Annotated in this window: 13 protein-coding genes; 10 read left to right on the forward strand and 3 right to left on the reverse strand. The window is 43.3% G+C overall.

The window, feature by feature from the left end; translation table 11 throughout:
* The first annotated feature begins 9 nt into the window (after positions 1-9).
* The 8 genes from EXT48_RS18005 (at position 10) to EXT48_RS18040 (ending at position 9,733) form a co-directional block, all read left to right on the forward strand.
* On the forward strand, positions 10-1,821 hold the full coding sequence (locus tag EXT48_RS18005) for a hypothetical protein (protein WP_130165244.1): 1,812 nt from the start codon (positions 10-12) through the stop codon (positions 1,819-1,821).
* Between the two features lie 132 nt (positions 1,822-1,953).
* A complete protein-coding gene (locus tag EXT48_RS18010) occupies positions 1,954-3,222 on the forward strand; it encodes a hypothetical protein (RefSeq protein WP_130165245.1) in 1,269 nt (422 codons plus the stop codon).
* A 141-nt stretch (positions 3,223-3,363) separates the two neighbouring features.
* A complete protein-coding gene (locus EXT48_RS18015; RefSeq protein ID WP_130165246.1) occupies positions 3,364-4,410 on the forward strand; it encodes a DUF262 domain-containing protein in 1,047 nt (348 codons plus the stop codon).
* A complete protein-coding gene (locus tag EXT48_RS18020; RefSeq protein WP_130165247.1) occupies positions 4,394-4,990 on the forward strand; it encodes a HEPN domain-containing protein in 597 nt (198 codons plus the stop codon). Before EXT48_RS18015 ends, EXT48_RS18020 begins: the two co-directional genes overlap by 17 nt.
* Positions 4,991-5,073: 83 nt before the next feature.
* A complete protein-coding gene (locus EXT48_RS18025; RefSeq protein ID WP_130165248.1) occupies positions 5,074-5,886 on the forward strand; it encodes a hypothetical protein in 813 nt (270 codons plus the stop codon).
* Positions 5,887-6,243: 357 nt separating this feature from the next.
* Positions 6,244-7,146: a glycine--tRNA ligase subunit alpha gene (glyQ, locus tag EXT48_RS18030; protein WP_010376835.1), complete on the forward strand. Its 903-nt coding sequence runs from the start codon at positions 6,244-6,246 to the stop codon at positions 7,144-7,146.
* On the forward strand, positions 7,146-9,215 hold the full coding sequence (gene glyS, locus EXT48_RS18035) for a glycine--tRNA ligase subunit beta (protein WP_130165249.1): 2,070 nt from the start codon (positions 7,146-7,148) through the stop codon (positions 9,213-9,215). The genes glyQ and glyS overlap by 1 nt, the downstream gene beginning before the upstream one ends.
* A gap of 71 nt (positions 9,216-9,286) precedes the next feature.
* Complete coding sequence (locus EXT48_RS18040) at positions 9,287-9,733, forward strand: hypothetical protein (RefSeq protein ID WP_130165250.1); 447 nt, start codon at positions 9,287-9,289, stop codon at positions 9,731-9,733.
* A gap of 66 nt (positions 9,734-9,799) precedes the next feature.
* Here the strand turns inward: EXT48_RS18040 and tusA are convergent, their stop codons facing one another.
* From tusA to fadB, 3 genes are all read right to left on the reverse strand, one after another.
* Positions 9,800-10,039, reverse strand: a complete 240-nt coding sequence (gene tusA / locus EXT48_RS18045; protein ID WP_010376829.1) for a sulfurtransferase TusA — start codon at positions 10,037-10,039, stop codon at positions 9,800-9,802.
* 386 nt (positions 10,040-10,425) lie between these two features.
* Positions 10,426-11,595 (reverse strand): acetyl-CoA C-acyltransferase FadA, encoded by a 1,170-nt coding sequence (gene fadA / locus EXT48_RS18050; protein WP_010604167.1) that lies wholly within the window; start codon positions 11,593-11,595, stop codon positions 10,426-10,428.
* A gap of 1 nt (position 11,596) precedes the next feature.
* Complete coding sequence (gene fadB / locus EXT48_RS18055; RefSeq protein ID WP_069021929.1) at positions 11,597-13,759, reverse strand: fatty acid oxidation complex subunit alpha FadB; 2,163 nt, start codon at positions 13,757-13,759, stop codon at positions 11,597-11,599.
* A 280-nt stretch (positions 13,760-14,039) separates the two neighbouring features.
* Between fadB and EXT48_RS18060 the strand changes: the two genes are divergently transcribed.
* Together EXT48_RS18060 and pepQ are read left to right on the forward strand one after the other, a co-directional pair.
* Positions 14,040-15,929, forward strand: a complete 1,890-nt coding sequence (locus EXT48_RS18060; RefSeq protein ID WP_130165251.1) for a transglycosylase SLT domain-containing protein — start codon at positions 14,040-14,042, stop codon at positions 15,927-15,929.
* Positions 15,930-16,023: 94 nt separating this feature from the next.
* On the forward strand, positions 16,024-17,346 hold the full coding sequence (gene pepQ / locus EXT48_RS18065; RefSeq protein ID WP_130165252.1) for a Xaa-Pro dipeptidase: 1,323 nt from the start codon (positions 16,024-16,026) through the stop codon (positions 17,344-17,346).
* The last annotated feature ends 45 nt before the right edge of the window (positions 17,347-17,391 follow it).

The following is a 17,391-nucleotide window of genomic DNA, read 5'->3' on the forward strand; positions in this document are numbered from 1 at the left end:
GGGGCGAGCATGGATAACAAAATAAGCAGGCCCGCGATTTGTATTCCCCTGGCAGATGATGAATCTGCCATAGGTTACTTTAAGCGCCTGGCCGACATCAACGTAGTCGACCCTAACGATTTAGTGCTCCCAATTAGGTGCAACTCATCATTTGCCAAAAATTTGCAGCCCGTACTCGAAGAAAGCAAGTGGATTGAGTTTAGTGCAGCGCGCCACAACATGCTTGTTGAAATGTCAAAGCTGAACTTTAAGCACTTAAGCAAGCAATTGAAGTATTGCCCATTATGCTTGCGAGAGGGCGAGGCGTGGCAAAATGGCTGGCACTTTCTATGTTCCGCAGCATGTATCAAGCATGCCGTCTGGTTGCTTGATACATGCCTATATTGTGGCAAAACATTAAGTCTTGCGCATACGTCCTTTCACCATTGCCGCAGCTGTGGTTTTGACATGCGACGTGCCATATCACAAACTCAGAAGTGTCCTGAAGAGGTTATTGCGCTGCAGTGCTTTTTGGAGGGAAAGCCTCTACCTAATACATCAATGCCTTTGCTATGGACGGACTTTAGTGAGCTTACTCTTGAGGAGCGTTCAGAGCTTTTGCAGTTATTCGTCCGGTTTCAGCCTCAACCTGACGGTAGTATGAGGCAAGTGTACAAATATCTAAGTAACAAAGACTCGGCCAAAGTATGTCTACATGAGGTAGCTCATTCACTATTTGGTGGCTATGTGGGGTTATGGAACTATCTATGTGCCTTAAAGATATTTGATGAAGGTGCAGTAAGTTCAAGGTTTACGAAGTTCTACAGAACTTTTTATAACTTGTGTACTCATGCGTGCTTTGAGCCATACAAAGAAGTTATTGAACAGTTCATCAACAATCACTGGCATAAAGCCCTGTCAAAACGAAACAACTTATTTGCTAGCAAAACGATTCAAACTCATCCTTGGGTACCGCTACAACAAGCTTGTCGAATGTATGGTCTTTCCAAGCGAACTTTGCGTCGCGCCGTTGCTGACGGAATGCTTACCGGCAAAGTAGAGAAAAAGGCATGTAACACCTCCATTTTGATTTATAAGCCGGATATAGAGAGAAAGGTTATTCGTTTAAAAGATGTGTTGAATGCTGCTGAGGCTGCTACCTTACTTGGTGTGACTAAAGCACAATTCAAACAGTTAAGGGATGCGGGTACATTCAAGCAGTTCTCGTCTCCTGAAGCGGATTATTGCAGCACATGGCAATTCTCGAAAATGGAAATTGAGTCGTACATGGAAACGGTGTTGAGGCACACAGCTGTCGTTCAGTCAGATTACCTGTGTATACCTGATATCATGCGAGCGTATGGTCACAAGTGCGAAAACTTGCTATCTAAGTTGCTTGAGGCGGTTGAAGCCAATGAACTTATTGCAAAACAGTTCAGTGCCAAACCCAGTGTTAGGTCATTAGCGATTAAAAAGAGTGACTTGCTTCATTGGCTCGATACCACCTTGCCAACGAACCACCATTACTCGGTTCCTCGCGTAGCCAAGCTACTCGGGGTCAATCAGCAGTTTACCTATGAATTAGTGCATTATGGCTTGTTACATAGCGATGAAACTGACCATGGTTACGACATTACAGATGAACACCTCATGGCTTTTCATATTGAATATGTGTTGTTATCAAAGCTATCTAAATCGACCGGCGTCAACTCTCGCAATCTTATTAAGCACCTTATGGATTATGAGATCTACAGCGTAGACAAAGACTGGCCAGTAAAACTTAGACAGAAGGTATTTCAAAGGGAGGACGTGGAAGCCGTGGAGTGGTTGGTTGAGCTATAACTAACTCAACCAAAAAAACTGTCATCAATAACCTATAGTAAGGACTGCTTAAATTTGCTTCAATAGTTAGGTAGCTGAATGGTCTACACCTGTTAACCTTTTAGCTACCAGTTTGAAACTTAAGGAGAAGGGATGAATCAAAGTAAGGTGCAGATTCTGAATGAGATTTGTATGGCCAATTCATTGGAAGAGTCTTTAATATTGTTCAACTTGCATTTCGACAGTTTGCGAGGCTGCAAGATCGTATTTGGCGCAAAAGATGGAGCAATGCCAGGTTTTTCGACAAATCATAATTTTTCAGATGGTTCTGTAGTCAGAAGTCTTTTCAGTACAGATTCTGTATTTGTACTTGACCAAGAGACTGTTAATGACATGAGAAGTGGGCCAGCTACGTACCCTATAGATTACTCAATATCTATGGATACCCAGGCGATTAGCTATTTAGAGCCTTATATAATAGGCAATAAGTCTAGGCTTCCTGGTGACTTTGAAGAAATATTCAAATTTATCTCGCGCAAGGACGTACAGGTTGATCCTATGCCGTATGTTTTAGAGAATTTGGAAAATCTATTAGAACCAAAAAAAGCTGAGCGCATCTTTGAGAAAATAAAGGCCTATGAAGTTCTTCGTACAATAGATGCTGAGGCTTTGGAGAAGCTTGGCATTGTACAGTCAACTCTTAGTAATGCTGAGCTTATGAAAAGTGCACAAGGACTTATAGCAAGCTTGTATCAGGATCTTTGCCAGCCCAGCATAATTAAGCAGGTAGAATTTAACTTCAATTTTAGTTACTGGCATCTCCTTGCCATGATATCTATCCAACTATCTGAACCAAAAAGTACCACTGAGGCTAAGTTATATAAGTTAATTGGAATGTGCGACTCTGAGCTTGCAACTATAAGCTTTAGAGAAATAACGATAGCGAGGTCATATTTCGATAGAGGACAAGGCCTTAAATTTTTTGGAAAAGTGCAAAAAAAACGAGATGACCTTTTTGCCATTGTCAGAGGGATGGCTTGGGATATGTGGCACATAAAACAAATGGAATTGAACTTGACTACTCGACCGCGTGTAGGAGCCCGTTATTTTTTCCCGTCATTTTTAACATGCGACAAGCGGTTGGTTGAGATTATTGACCTATATCCTCTCAAGGCGTTTGCATACGACCAAAATGACCCGACGCCGATGCCATTCTACGGTAGTAATTGGATAGAGTCATTATCATCAAGTGAAGAATTTGGACAAGAAATTGGCATAAAGTATTTTACTGATAGTGCTCGACTTTCACGAGATATTCGCAGAGATGAAGCAAAAAGGAAAATGAACAGTATGGTATCGGAGCTTGAAGCAAGAGTTGCTGAAATTGCGTGTATCTCAATGAGAGAGCTCGTTGATTTTTAAATTTTTTTAATAATCGAGAGAAATAGAAGCTCGATGAACTAAACGCTTTCCTAGCGGTGAGTTATTTGTTATCAATAGGGTTATCGGTTCGCTATAAATTATCGATGCGAAAAGGATACTTAGCAAAATATAGGAACAAATATGAGTGAAGAACTTCAAGATAAGACGCTAAACCTCTATCCAATTGACTATCCATTTGAAACGTTAGTAGCAAGAATAGATTCCAAAAATCCCAAGACAATACTGAACCCTGATTTTCAGAGAAAGTATAAATGGGACAAAGATGGGTGGGGCAGAGCATCAAAATTTATAGAGTCGTGCTTAATGAGAATTCCGCTCCCTTCATGTTACTTTGCTGAAGATGACGATAGAAAGCAGTTGGTCATAGATGGAGTTCAAAGACTAACAACTATAACTAGATTCTTTAATGATGAATTTGCTTTGGAAGGGATGACTACATTCAAAGAGTTAGAGGGGAAAAAGTTCTCAGAGCTGGGAGAATTGCAAGCAGAACTAGAGTCAACAACAATACGCTGCATAGTTCTTCGTAAAGAAAACCCTAAATACCTAATTAGAGAAATCTTTGCAAGGCTTAACCAAGGAGCTGTTCAACTGAGCCCACAAGAAATAAGGCATGCTATTTATCCTGGGCCTCTTGATGACCTTCTTGTTGAGTTGGCCGAAATTGATGAGATCAGAAATTTTGGCCTCGTGGATGGCAGTGATAAAGTTCGAGATAATAGAGAGCCTGATGAGCAAGTATTGAGGTTTCTCGCATTTTCAGATGATCTTCAGCTAGAGAGCTTTAGCGACGTACTTAGCGATTTTCTTGATAATTATATGGAGCAAAAATTTGAGTCAGATCTAGATGAAATTTCGCAGCTTCGTGATAGGTTTCATGATGCACTGAACAACTGTAAGGAAGTTTTCGAAGGTGAGTTATTTTCTGATGTAACCCGTGAAAGGCCAAAGCAAGGAATGGTTCATTACGATTTGCTGATGGTTACCGTGGGCTTATTGGATAAGGAATTGGTGCAGGACAAAAAAGAAAAAATTAAAGAGGCTTACGTTCAATTATGCTCTAGTGAGGAATTTAGGCGAACACTATCAGGGGGTTTGCAAAAGAAAACATCGATTTTGAGAAGAAGAAATCTATGGAGACCTCTTTTAGATGATGCAGTCAACTAATTCATGCCTATTAACTCAGTATTCGAAACTATTCCAATCACTGAAAGAGGTTGTTGATAGTTCTGAACAACGAGTTCTTTGTAAAGAGCCAGATCCTCTTTTTATAGATAACGTTAACTTTTTTGTAAAGTCATATTTGATAAGTGTTTGCAGCTATCTTGAAGCATTCTTACAAGATGTGGCCTTTAGGCATGGTCAAACGATCTCGAACCGAGTGGCTTCTGCAAAAATTCCGCATAACTTTTTACATTGGAAGTTAGCTACCGGGATAAAAGACAAAAACTTAAGCTACGATGACATTTCTTTGCCTGTAGCAAAAAAAGATATAGCAAACGAAATATCAGCCAATCCTTATAGAACCTTAAAGCTATTTCAGTTACTAGGAGTTGATTTAACTAAAAATGGGGGCTTTGAGAGCAACAAAGATCTAATAAACGCAATTGTGACTAAAAGGAACAATATAGTTCATCATAATGATACGGCTGCAGATGTATCATTTGGTGACTTAAAGACCTATATAGATGTTATTGTTATTTATATGAGGGCAATAAAAGAGGCTGTTGATGAAGCTACCAACTAGCAAGGCTGAATTTACTCACGCGGATAACCTTATGTGAGATATATGCTGCCATAAATATCACTTAAGGAGTAGGTATGCGGAATATGCATACAACCATAAATGAATATTATTGTATTTTTGAATCATATAAAGGCGTATTTTCACCTGGAGCTTGGCTTTTTTGGGGGGTTGTAACCTCAAGCTCACTGTCGTTTATTTCTATCTGGTGGCTTGTTGGCCTTATTGAAATAGAAAAGTACTTGGAGATTGATGAGGTGAGCCAAGTTGTAAAGGCCACTTTCTTTCTATCTTTTTGTGTTTTAACGTTTCTTAGTTGGTTAAAAATATTATTAAAAAAAGACCAGTTGGCTCGACAACGGGCACAATCAGTACTTCAAACGAACGAAGACAAGTTATGGAAACTTGAAAAAATGTGGCTCCTTAAAGCGATGCCATATAAGGAGTCTGAGTATTTGTCTTTGGCCAAGGATATTGATGTATCACTTTCTCTGCGCCAAAAATATTCATCATTAGAAAAGCTGAGTGCTCGGAAAATTATGGAGCATATCTTTACTGATGAGTCTAAACCTAGAGTGCTGGCTATGTTTTTAACGCTATGTGCCAGCATTGTTGCTCTTTCTATTAAAGGAGGGGCTACGATTGAGTCTGTGTTTAAATTCTATGATGAAGCTTCTAGAAAAGAACTCTTTACTATTTTTATCACTTTTCCAGTTATAAGTTATACATTTTATGTTGAGCTGAAAATAGTGACTGCTTTTCTGGCACGACTTATTGAACGAGGGATTGAACGCTTAGATGGCAAGCATGCTTATAGCAAAAGAAAGGCAAAAATCTTCATTAATGTTCTTTTAAGATCTTTTGCTTTTGAAAAGCCCAGAGTTAAAGTTAGGCTATGATTCATAGCTCTTTAAGAAGACAAAGCTATCTAACTCAGAGTGTGCTCTTATGAATATCAAGAATCATGAGAATCTAGTTTGATACTTCCAAAGATCATGAGAAAACGGTCACTCATAGTTTCTCATGATCCTTGCCAATGCTTTAATCTACATGGGTGTTATTGTCACTAATTGTGAGATCTCACACACATCTAGTAAAAAGGAGGGATTTTCCCTCCTTTTTTTATGCTTTAAAGCTTAAAACCCTCCTACGCTCGCGGTATACTGAGCATAATTTTCAATCATTGAATCTAGCGTGAGCGCCAAATTACTGAAGGCGTTTACATACGATAAGTACCAGATAAAAATAAGCCAACTATGCAAAAATACGATATCAAAACCTTCCAAGGTTTGATCCTGGCTTTACAGGATTACTGGGCGCAGCAAGGCTGTGTTGTAGCTCAACCTTTAGATATGGAAGTTGGTGCGGGTACATTCCACCCGATGACCTTCCTTAAGTCCATTGGTCCTGAGCCAATGTCGAGCGCATACGTACAACCTTGTCGCCGCCCGACAGATGGTCGCTATGGTGAAAACCCTAACCGTCTTCAGCATTACTACCAATTCCAAGTTGTATTGAAGCCATCGCCTGAGAATATTCAGGAGCTCTACCTAGGCTCTTTAGAAGCGTTGGGCATTGATACATTAACGCACGAAGTGCGCTTTGTTGAAGATAACTGGGAGTCACCAACGCTAGGTGCTTGGGGATTAGGTTGGGAAGTATGGTTGAATGGCATGGAAGTGACTCAGTTTACTTACTTCCAGCAAGTTGGCGGTATTGAATGCTCACCGGTAACGGGTGAAATTACGTATGGTTTAGAGCGCCTTGCAATGTATATACAAGGTGTAGATAGCATTTATGATCTCGTTTGGACAGATGGTCCAATGGGACGCGTAACTTATGGTGACGTGTTCATGCAAAACGAGATAGAACAGTCGACATATAACTTTGAATATGCGGATGTAGAGGCATTATTCAAGCAGTTTGACCAGTGTGAAAAAGAAAGCGAAAAGCTAATCGAAGCAGGGCTTCCTCTACCAGCTTATGAGCAGGTAATGAAGGCATCTCATGCATTTAACCTGTTAGACGCACGTCATGCTATCTCAGTAACTGAGCGTCAGCGCTATATATTAAGAGTTCGTGCTTTATCAAAAGCCTGTGCACAGGCTTACTATGACGCACGTGAAGCACTTGGCTTCCCGCTTTGTAAGGATAAATAATGTCGACTGAAAACTTACTCGTAGAAATTGGTACCGAAGAGCTACCACCAAAGGCGTTACGCAACCTTGCTGAGTCATTCGCAGAAAATACTAGGCAAGAGCTAGAAGCATTAGAGCTTAGCCATGAAGGCGTGAGCTGGTATGCATCACCTCGTCGCTTAGGTATTCAAGTTAAAGCATTACAAACGCAACAAGCCGACAAAGTGGTTGAAAAGCGTGGTCCAGCTATTCAGGCGGCATTTGACGCCGATGGTAACGCGACTAAAGCGGCGCTAGGTTGGGCTCGTGGTTGTGGTATTGATATTATCGATGCTGAGCGTTTAGAAACTGATAAAGGCACTTGGCTGCTACACAAGGCGAAAGTAGAGGGGCAACAGACCTTAGCGTTACTAAGCGATGTGATCAACAAAGCATTGGCTAAGTTACCTATTCCAAAGCCGATGCGCTGGGGTGCGAACAAGACGCAATTTATCCGTCCTGTGCATACTGTGGCTGCACTACTTGGTAGTCAACAAGTTGAAGGTGAAGTGCTAGGTAAAGCCATCAGCAATGAGTTGCAAGGACATCGCTTCCATCACCCTGAGCGTGTTCGTGTTGAACATGCTGATGATAGTCATGCAGTGCTAAAAGGTGCATACGTTATTGCGGATTATGAAGCACGTAAAGCATTAATTCGTGGTCAAATTGAAGCTGAAGCTGAAAAGCTCGGCGCGCAAGTGGCGATGGATGAAGATCTTCTTGAAGAAGTTACATCACTAGTCGAGTGGCCAGTAACTTTGGTTGCATCTTTTGAAGAAGCCTTCTTGCAAGTGCCTGATGAAGCACTTATCTACACCATGAAAGACGACCAAAAATACTTTCCACTGTTAGATAAGCAAGGCAACTTGATCAACAAGTTCTTGTTTGTTTCTAACATTGAAAGTAAAGATCCGAGCGTGGTGATCTCGGGTAACGAGAAAGTGGTTCGCCCACGTCTGGCAGATGCTCAGTTCTTCTTTGAAACGGATAAGAAGAAAACACTGGAAAGTCGTCTTGAGTCACTTGATTCAGTGTTATTTCAGAAGCAGCTTGGCACACTAAAAGACAAGTCAGAGCGTATCTCTGCGCTCGCTGGTTTTATTGCGGAGCAGCTTGGTGCTGATAAGGCATTGGCAGAGCGTGCAGGTTTACTAAGTAAAACGGATTTAATGACTGAAATGGTCATGGAATTTACTGACGTTCAGGGCGTGATGGGTATGCATTACGCGCGCATTGATGGCGAAGCGGAAGAAGTCGCACTAGCACAAAATGAGCAATATATGCCGCGTTTTGCTGGTGATAACCTACCGTCTAACCCAATCAGTTTTGCCGTGGCGCTTGCGGATAAGTTTGATACTCTGGTTGGCATTTTTGGTATCGGCCAGACACCAAAAGGCGATAAAGACCCGTTTGCACTTCGCCGTGCTGCCATAGGCGCATTGCGTATTATGGTAGAAAAAGAACTACCATTAGACATTCAGGATATAGTTGCCGAAGCAATGACGTTATTCGGTGATAAGCTAAGCAATGCAAATGTTGCCGATGAAGTGGTTGAGTTTATGTTAGGTCGTTTCCGTGCCTGGTACCAAGATGAAGGTATCAGCGTGGATGTGATCCAAGCAGTACTTGCAAGACGTCCAACGAGCCCAGTTGATTTTGATCGCCGAGTAAAAGCGGTTAGTCACTTTAGAACGTTGGCGGAAGCTGAAGCGTTAGCTGCTGCCAATAAGCGTGTAAACAACATTCTAGCGAAGAATAACGTCGCGTCAGAAGCTGCGGTGGAGAGCTCACTCCTGCAAGAAGAAGCTGAGCAAACATTGGCTGCACAAGTTGCTGCGTTAACTGCTGAGCTTGCACCTGTTTACGCTGAAGGTGATTATCAAACTGCACTGACGCGTTTAGCGAGTTTACGTGAAGCAGTAGATAACTTCTTTGATAATGTTATGGTAATGGCGGACGATGAAGCGGTTAAAGCTAATCGTTTAGCACTACTTGGTCAGTTAAGTAAGTTATTCCTTAATACTGCAGATATTTCAGTGTTACAAAATTAATTGCTGATACAAAAGCCAGCAACTGCTGGCTTTTTGCTGATTGGTAAAAGCAAGTAAAAGGCTGTCTAGCTATGATTAAAAAACAAGGGGCAATGGCGATTGCGCTATTAGCACTTACCGCTTGTAGTAGTAACTTTCAATTGCCAACAACGTCAACTTCACCGGTTGTTGCTGGTGAGTTGGATAAGACAATGTATTTACGCGGTGACTTCACTCTGTGGGATGCCGAACCTCAGTATCGCCTTGAAGAAACACAACCGGGGATCTACGCAACAAAAGCAAGATTTATGAGCCCAGGTAAAGTGTATGAATTTAAAATTGCTGATGAGCAGTGGAGTGAAGGCTACAACTGTGGCTATAAGAGTGAAGGGCAGTTAATGCTAGGACAACCGCTGGTCGCGGATTGTAACACGGTGTATAACTACTTTAGTTTCAAGCCAAGTAAAAAAGGTTGGTACGAAATCCGCTTAGATTATCGTAATCCTCGCTCACCAAAGGTGGTGATTGTAAAATCTTAAAAAAGCGGCAGATGCCGCTTTTTTATTGTCTATGACTCATGAGTTCAAATAGTGTTAAAGAGGAGATCACTGACCTTTCTTAATCACATATTTGTAGGGAGATTCAGCCACTGCTTTGGCTACCAAAGTGTGATCCATAAATTCACAGAAGCTCGGAATGTCTCTTGTCGTTGATGGATCATCTGCGATAACTAACAACGTCTCACCTAAGTTCATCCGTCTCACCATGCCTCTAATCATCATTACCGGCTCCGGACAACGTAAGCCTACTGCATCTAAGGTATGGTCGGTATTATCAAAACTCATTGTGGGTGGCCTTGTTCGTTACGTTGCTAATTACGGAAATTGCTATTTTAACCGCATGTTGTAAGTAAGCTCAAGTTTGGATAACTCATGTCTGATACCAATTAGTCTTAATACTTGCTCAATTTGAAGGAGCAAATCTGACGCTAACTGCGTTAAAAATTTCTCATTTAGAACAACTAAATAGCAAAATATTTGCCTTGTTATCGACAAAATTTTCTCGCCTCAAAATAGACCACTTAATTAAGATAATTGGTATTAGCCAACCTGAGGTGAAGTAAATGCAGGTAATAAAAAAGGCAAAACAGCTGTGCCGTTTTGCCTTGGTCACCAAGTTGAAGTTGTGTGCTGGTATTGTCTTATAAAAGCCCAGTACCAGCTGGTTGGAATTAGTTATCTACGCGCTCGAATACGGTAGCGATACCTTGGCCTAAACCAATACACATAGTTGCAAGACCATACTTCGCGTCTTTCTCTTCCATTAGATTGATAAGCGTTGTGCTAATACGTGAGCCTGAGCAACCAAGTGGGTGACCGAGTGCAATTGCACCACCGTTGAGGTTCACTTTCTCATCTACCTTGTCTAGTAGACCAAGGTCTTTTAGCACTGGTAGTGATTGCGCTGCAAAGGCTTCGTTTAGTTCTGCAACATCAATATCATCTATAGTAATGCCCGCTTGCTTCAAGGCTTTTTGTGATGCTGGAACTGGACCATAACCCATAATGGAAGGATCGCAACCTGCGACTGCCATCGACTTAACACGAGCACGAATAGGAAGACCGAGCTCTCTTGCTTTAGACTCGCTCATGACCAACATAGCTGAAGCACCGTCAGACAGCGCTGAAGAGGTACCTGCAGTTACCGTACCCGATGCTGGGTTAAATACAGGACGTAGCTGTCCTAGACCTTCTAGGCTTGTCTCTGGGCGGATAACTTCGTCATGCTCGACAAGTACTGGTGTACCATCGGCATCATGACCTTCCATTGGTAGGATTTCTTTTGCAAAACGCCCTTCAAGGGTTGCGGCATGTGCACGCTGGTGTGAACGTACGGCAAATTCATCTTGCTGCTCACGACTGATACCGTGCATTAGCGCTAAGTACTCAGCCGTTAACCCCATCACGCCAGCAGCTTGTGCAACTGATGTCGCAAGGCCTGGGTGAAAGTCATTACCATGTGTCATTGGTACGTGACCCATGTGCTCAACACCACCGATAAGGTAAGTGTCACCAGCACCGGTCATGATAGCGCGAGCTGCGTCATGCAATGCCTGCATTGACGAACCACATAGGCGGTTTACGGTTACCGCCGGTACGGTGTGAGGAATGCCAGCTAAGAGTGCAGCGTTACGACCAACGTTAAAGCCTTGCTCTAACGTTTGCTGTACACAGCCCCAGTAAATGTCATCAATTGAGTCTGGTGCTACTTGAGGGTTACGCTCAAGTAGGCCTTTCATCAAGTGTGCGCTGAGGTCTTCGGCACGTTTATGCTTAAATACACCGCCTTTTGAACGGCCCATTGGGGTACGAATACAATCTACGATTACCGCGTTTTCCATGTTACTGTCCCTCCACTTGATAGAACACTTTACCTTCATCTGCCCACTGTCTAGTTTGCTCAGAAACTTGATAAATTTCACCAAGATGAGCGTACTTGTCAGCCATTGCTACAAAGTTTGCGAGGCCGATCTGGTCTAGATAGCGGAACGCACCACCTCTGAATGGAGGGAAGCCGATACCGTAGATCAGTGCCATGTCTGCTTCTTGCGGTGAAGCAACAATGTTTTCTTGCAGACACAGTAACACTTCATTGATCATTGGCACCATACAACGCTCAATAATCGTTTGTTTATCAAATTCAGTGGGTGCGTCACAAATACCGCTCAGCAGCTCAAGCGCGCTGTCGTCTTTACTCTTCTTCAAACGACCTTTGCGATCCGGTGCGTATTGGTAGAAGCCTTTTTGGTTTTTCTGACCAAAGCGCTCAGCACCCGCAAGTACTGCGACAGGATCTTTGTCTTTACGTGCCATGCGAGTAGGGAAGCCATCAGCCATTACACCAGTACAATGGTTTGCCGTATCGATACCCACTACGTCTAGTAGATACGCGGGACCCATTGGCCAGCCGAAGACATTTTCCATAACCTTATCTACTTTTGCGAAGTCAGCACCTTCTACAACAAGTTGGCTGAAGCCTGCAAAGTAAGGGAATAGAACACGGTTCACAAAGAAACCTGGGCAATCGTTAACAACGATAGGAGATTTGCCAAGCTTTAAGGCATAATCTACCACTGCGGCAACGGTTTCATCCGATGTTTGCTCGCCGCGAATGATTTCTACCAATGGCATTTTTGGCACTGGGTTAAAGAAGTGCATGCCACAGAAGTTTTCTGGCTTCTCAAGTGCCGTGGCTAACTCATCAATACGAATAGTCGATGTGTTTGAAGTCAGGATCGTACCTTCTGGCAATTGCGACTCTAAACTCGCCAATACCGTTTTCTTGATTTTAGGGTTTTCAACAACGGCTTCTACGATGATGTCTGAGCCTTGTAGATCGTGATCGTTGAGCGTAGCTTTGATTTTACCTAAAGTGGCAATCATCTTGTCCATCGACATGTGGCCGCGCTGTACTTTTTTACCAAGTAGTTTTGCAGCCTCACCCATACCAAGGTCTAGGGCACCTTGCTGGATGTCTTTCATGACAATTGGCGTACCTTTGTAGGCTGATTGGTAAGCGATACCGCCACCCATAATACCAGCACCAAGTACCGCAGCTTGTTTGATCTCTGTTTTACTTTGTTTCGCTTGTTTCTTGGCAACCGTTTTGATGTATTGATCCGCTAAGAAAATACCGGTTTGCGCCGCGGCTTCTGCCGTTTTGGCAAGCTTAGCAAAGTTTTGGTTTTCGAGTGCCATCGCTTCGCTGCGGCTAAGGTTAGCTGCCGCTTTAAGCGTTTGTACCGCCATCATTGGTGCTGGGTAATGACCTTTGGTTTTTGCCATGACTAAGCCTTCGGCCATACCAAAGCTCATACCTTGCTCAACACGGTTCATCTTCAATGGGTCAAGCTTGATTTGGCGTTTCGCGCGCCAATCCAATTTACCTGCAATGGCTTGCTCCAAGGTACGAATAGCGGCAGCCATAAGTTTGTCAGCAGCTACTACACCGTCAACCGCACCCACTTTTAGTGCGTCATTCGCTCGGTTTTCTTGACCTGTGGTGATCCACGTCATTGCGTTGTCAGCGCCGATTAAGCGAGGAAGTCTTACGGTACCACCAAAGCCCGGCATAATGCCAAGTTTAACTTCTGGTAGGCCAATTTTTGCGTTGTCAGTTGCAATACGGTAATCCGTGGCGAGTAACCACTCGCAACCACCGCCAAGCGCAAGGCCATTTACTGCCGATAGTGTAGGGAAAGGTAAATCTTCTATTGCGTCGAAGACATCGGTTGCGGTTTTAATCCAACCAACAAGTTCTTCTTCTGGGCGTTGGAAAGTCGGAAGGAATTCAAAAATATCAGCGCCAACAATAAAGTGGTCTTTGTCGCTGGTAAAAATTAAGCCGTCGATGTCGTCGCGTTGGCTCAATTCGATAAGCGCTTCGTGGCTTTCCTTTAGTACTTGCTGAGATAGTTTGTTTACTGAGCCTGGTAGGCAAAACTTAAACTCAGCGATATTGCCTTTGCAAAAATCAACTACAAAGGACTCGCGTTTGATTAACATACATGTTCTCCCGTGCTTTACACTGGTACGATGAGTTGTAATTTCAATCAGTGTGGATCCTTTGGCGGCAAATTGCAATGAAAAATTTACCGCACATTTACTGAAATACCTGAGTCGGTTTGCTATGGTGGCTTAACGCACCTCGCATTTAGTGTCATTTATGAGCATGCTCGCAAGTGACAAGCCGAGTTTTGGTCTTCAGCGCCATCTTTAGATAAGCATAATTTGGCTGTATTTCAATTTAGGTGTGTATTCTTTTGGCAGATAAATAAGGGTTTGCATGACATATTGGTTACCCCGCTTAGCTGCAGGCAGCTTATGTATGGTGAGCTGGCTCTGTGCAGCCGATAGCACTCACGACGAATTTAAAGAGGCTGAGCGTGTCGCTTGGTCTGGTAATTATAGTAATTTTAAAGCTGCAACAGCGCAGCTCGATCACCCACTTAAGCCGTACGTTGAAAAGGCGTTTTATGAACGTCATCCTAAGCTCAAGTACCAGCAAGAAATTCAGCACTTTTTAACGGTATACGAACACACCCCATTAGAATGGCCAGTACGCTCTGCTTGGCTCGATTATTTAAAGCGGCATAAAAAGAAAGCACGATTCATCGAGTTTTATCGTGAGACCAGCGATATTGAACTCAAATGTACGTATTTGGCGTATCAGTTGGATTTAGGTGCGCCAAAAAAAGCCATTCTTGATCAGGTAACCGATATTTGGACGGTGGGAAAGTCTCAGCCTAAAGCCTGTGATGGCCTTTTTGGCCAATGGCAAAAGGCGGGGTATAGAACGCCTGAGCGTGTCTGGCAGCGTATTTCCAGTGCCGCGCAATCCGGTCAAACGTCACTGCTAGATTATCTTGAGAAGCTGTTACCAAAAAAAGAGGCGTATCTTGCCGAGCTTTATAAAAAGGTTCGCCAAGATCCGAGTGCCGCTGCCGGGCTTTATCGGTTTAGTAAACGCACCGAAAAAGAAGCCGAAATTGCGGTATATGGTGTAAGACGCCTAGTTTGGCGTGATCCTGATTTAGCGCTACGTGCCTGGCAGAAGATGCAGGATATGTTTACCTTTACCCAGCAGCAAAAGGATAGTGTTGCTTATCGTTTTGCTCTGGCGCTTGCGTCTAAAGGCCATGAAGATGCACGGTTTTGGCTAAATAAAGTGCCTAAATCGTTGCAGGACAAAAAGCTACTACAGTGGCTGATGAGTAACATGCTGAAAGAGCAAGATTGGGAAGGGATCTCGGCTTTATTCGTGGGTCACGAGCAGCTTAGCAATGGTCAACAATACTGGCTTGCATATAGCCTCGCGAAGCGTAACGAGTTGGCTAAGGCTAACGAGATTTGGCAGCAATTAGCACAAGAGCGTGATTACTACGGCTTTTTGGCCGCTGCCCGGTTGGGAATACCAGTCTCACTAAATGAAGAGCCGTTAAATGTTGACCCCAGCATTGTAGAACGAGTATCTCATGCGCCTGGTTTTAAGCGAGCAAAGGCTTTATACGAGCTGGAAAGGTATACTCAAGCACGCCGAGAGTGGAACTACCTTACTAACACCTCAAGCAAAGAGGAAAAGCTTGCAGCATCCATATTGGCTGCTGAGTTTGATTGGTACGACAGCACTATTTTTACTCTTGCACAGATCAAAGCTTGGGATTACGTTGATTTACGTTTCCCGATGGCGTTTAAAGATCTGTTCACTAAATATAGTGAGCGTAATCGAGTCGATATCGCATGGAGCATTGCGATTGCTCGCCGGGAAAGCTCTTTCGCACCGGATGCACGCTCGAGTGCGGATGCTCACGGTTTAATGCAGTTGCTGCCAAGCACCGCCAAATACGTTAATAACCGCAAGCGCGTGGCAAAAAACCGCCTCTATCATCCGGCCACAAACATTCGTTTGGGGACCAGTTATTTAGAGTATTTGAAGCGTAAAAATGCTGGAAATGAGATTTTGGCGACAGCATCGTACAACGCGGGTTATCATAGAATTAAGCGTTGGCTGCCGTCAGAGGCCATGCCTGCTGAACTTTGGATTGAGCTGATCCCATACCGAGAAACACGTGACTACGTGAAAAATGTGATGGCATATCGACAGGTTTACCATACCCGTCTTGGTCGTGATGGCAACATATTGGCAAGTATCTTGGATATGAAAATTGTGAAATAACCGCACATGGCTGGTGCTTAGACTCAGTTCGTCGTTTTTAGGTAGCAGCTATGATAGACTCGATAGTATGTGAATTTTTGAAAATGGGTACACCATGGATAAGTTAGCAAATTTATACGCAGAGCATATTGCCACGTTGCAACAGCGTACAAGAACGATAGTAGAAAGAGAAGGACTGGATGGACTTGTGATCCATTCGGGGCAAGCAAAGCGTCAATTCCTTGATGATATGTACTATCCGTTTAAAGTTAACCCGCAATTTAAAGCTTGGTTGCCTGTTATCGATAATCCGCATTGCTGGATTGTGGTCAATGGCAGTGACAAGCCGAAACTCATTTTTTATCGTCCGGTTGATTTTTGGCATAAAGTGCCTGACGAGCCGAGAGATTTTTGGGCAGAGTATTTTGATATTCAACTGCTGGTTAAGCCAGATCAGGTTGAACAGTTACTGCCATACGACAAAGCAAACTATGCCTATATCGGTGAATATTTAGAGGTTGCACAAGCGCTTGGCTTTACTCAAGTGAATCCAGAGGCGGTGATGAACTTCTTGCATTATCATCGTGCATATAAAACTCAGTATGAAATGGCATGTTTACGTGAAGCAAGCCGTCTTGGTGTGCTTGGCCACATGGCGGCGCGCGATGCCTTCTTTGCTGGTGGCTCCGAATTTGAAATTCAACAAGCTTATCTCAATGCAACTCAGCATATGGAAAACGATACGCCATATGGCAATATTGTCGCCTTGAATGAAAATTGTGCGATTTTGCACTATACCCATTTTGAGCGTAAAGCGCCGAGTAAGCACTTATCATTTTTGATTGATGCTGGTGCAAACTTTAACGGTTATGCGTCAGATATTACCCGTACTTATGATTTTGCTAAACAAGGCGAGTTTGCCGAGTTGGTGAAAGTCATGAACGATCACCAAATTGAGTTGGGCAAAGCATTGCAACCGGGCAAACTATACGGTGAGCTGCATATCGATTGTCATAATCGCGTGGCGCAAGTGCTGAGTGACTTTGGTATTGTTAAGCTTGATGCTCAGGCCATCGTCGAGAAGGGGATTTCTTCCACTTTCTTCCCTCATGGTCTCGGTCACCATATTGGTTTACAGGTACACGATATGGGCGGATTCATGGCTGATGAAGCCGGTACGCACCAAGCACCACCTGAAGGTCACCCGTTCTTGCGTTGTACTCGTAAGATAGAGGCTAATCAGGTGTTCACTATTGAGCCTGGGTTATACTTCATCGATTCATTGTTGGAAGACTTGGCGCAAACAGAAAACAAACAGTATATCAATTGGGATAAAGTTGATGCACTGAAGCCTTACGGTGGTATCCGTATTGAAGATAACATCATTGTGCATGAAGATAGACTAGAAAATATGACGCGAGATTTCGGTCTCGAGTAAGCTGATTTCTAGCGCTAAAAGCAAGTATTTGGGGGCCGATTGGCT

Source organism: Pseudoalteromonas sp. CO348, from assembly GCF_004208845.1.
Classification (GTDB): domain Bacteria; phylum Pseudomonadota; class Gammaproteobacteria; order Enterobacterales; family Alteromonadaceae; genus Pseudoalteromonas; species Pseudoalteromonas maricaloris.

Coding starts and splice junctions, on each gene's coding strand:
- EXT48_RS18005 (WP_130165244.1), top strand. CDS start 10: ATGGATAACAAAATAAGCAGGCCCGCGATTTGTATTCCCCTGGCAGAT.
- EXT48_RS18010 (WP_130165245.1), top strand. CDS start 1,954: ATGAATCAAAGTAAGGTGCAGATTCTGAATGAGATTTGTATGGCCAAT.
- EXT48_RS18015 (WP_130165246.1), top strand. CDS start 3,364: ATGAGTGAAGAACTTCAAGATAAGACGCTAAACCTCTATCCAATTGAC.
- EXT48_RS18020 (WP_130165247.1), top strand. CDS start 4,394: ATGATGCAGTCAACTAATTCATGCCTATTAACTCAGTATTCGAAACTA.
- EXT48_RS18025 (WP_130165248.1), top strand. CDS start 5,074: ATGCATACAACCATAAATGAATATTATTGTATTTTTGAATCATATAAA.
- glyQ (WP_010376835.1), top strand. CDS start 6,244: ATGCAAAAATACGATATCAAAACCTTCCAAGGTTTGATCCTGGCTTTA.
- glyS (WP_130165249.1), top strand. CDS start 7,146: ATGTCGACTGAAAACTTACTCGTAGAAATTGGTACCGAAGAGCTACCA.
- EXT48_RS18040 (WP_130165250.1), top strand. CDS start 9,287: ATGATTAAAAAACAAGGGGCAATGGCGATTGCGCTATTAGCACTTACC.
- tusA (WP_010376829.1), bottom strand. CDS start 10,039: ATGAGTTTTGATAATACCGACCATACCTTAGATGCAGTAGGCTTACGT.
- fadA (WP_010604167.1), bottom strand. CDS start 11,595: ATGGAAAACGCGGTAATCGTAGATTGTATTCGTACCCCAATGGGCCGT.
- fadB (WP_069021929.1), bottom strand. CDS start 13,759: ATGTTAATCAAACGCGAGTCCTTTGTAGTTGATTTTTGCAAAGGCAAT.
- EXT48_RS18060 (WP_130165251.1), top strand. CDS start 14,040: ATGACATATTGGTTACCCCGCTTAGCTGCAGGCAGCTTATGTATGGTG.
- pepQ (WP_130165252.1), top strand. CDS start 16,024: ATGGATAAGTTAGCAAATTTATACGCAGAGCATATTGCCACGTTGCAA.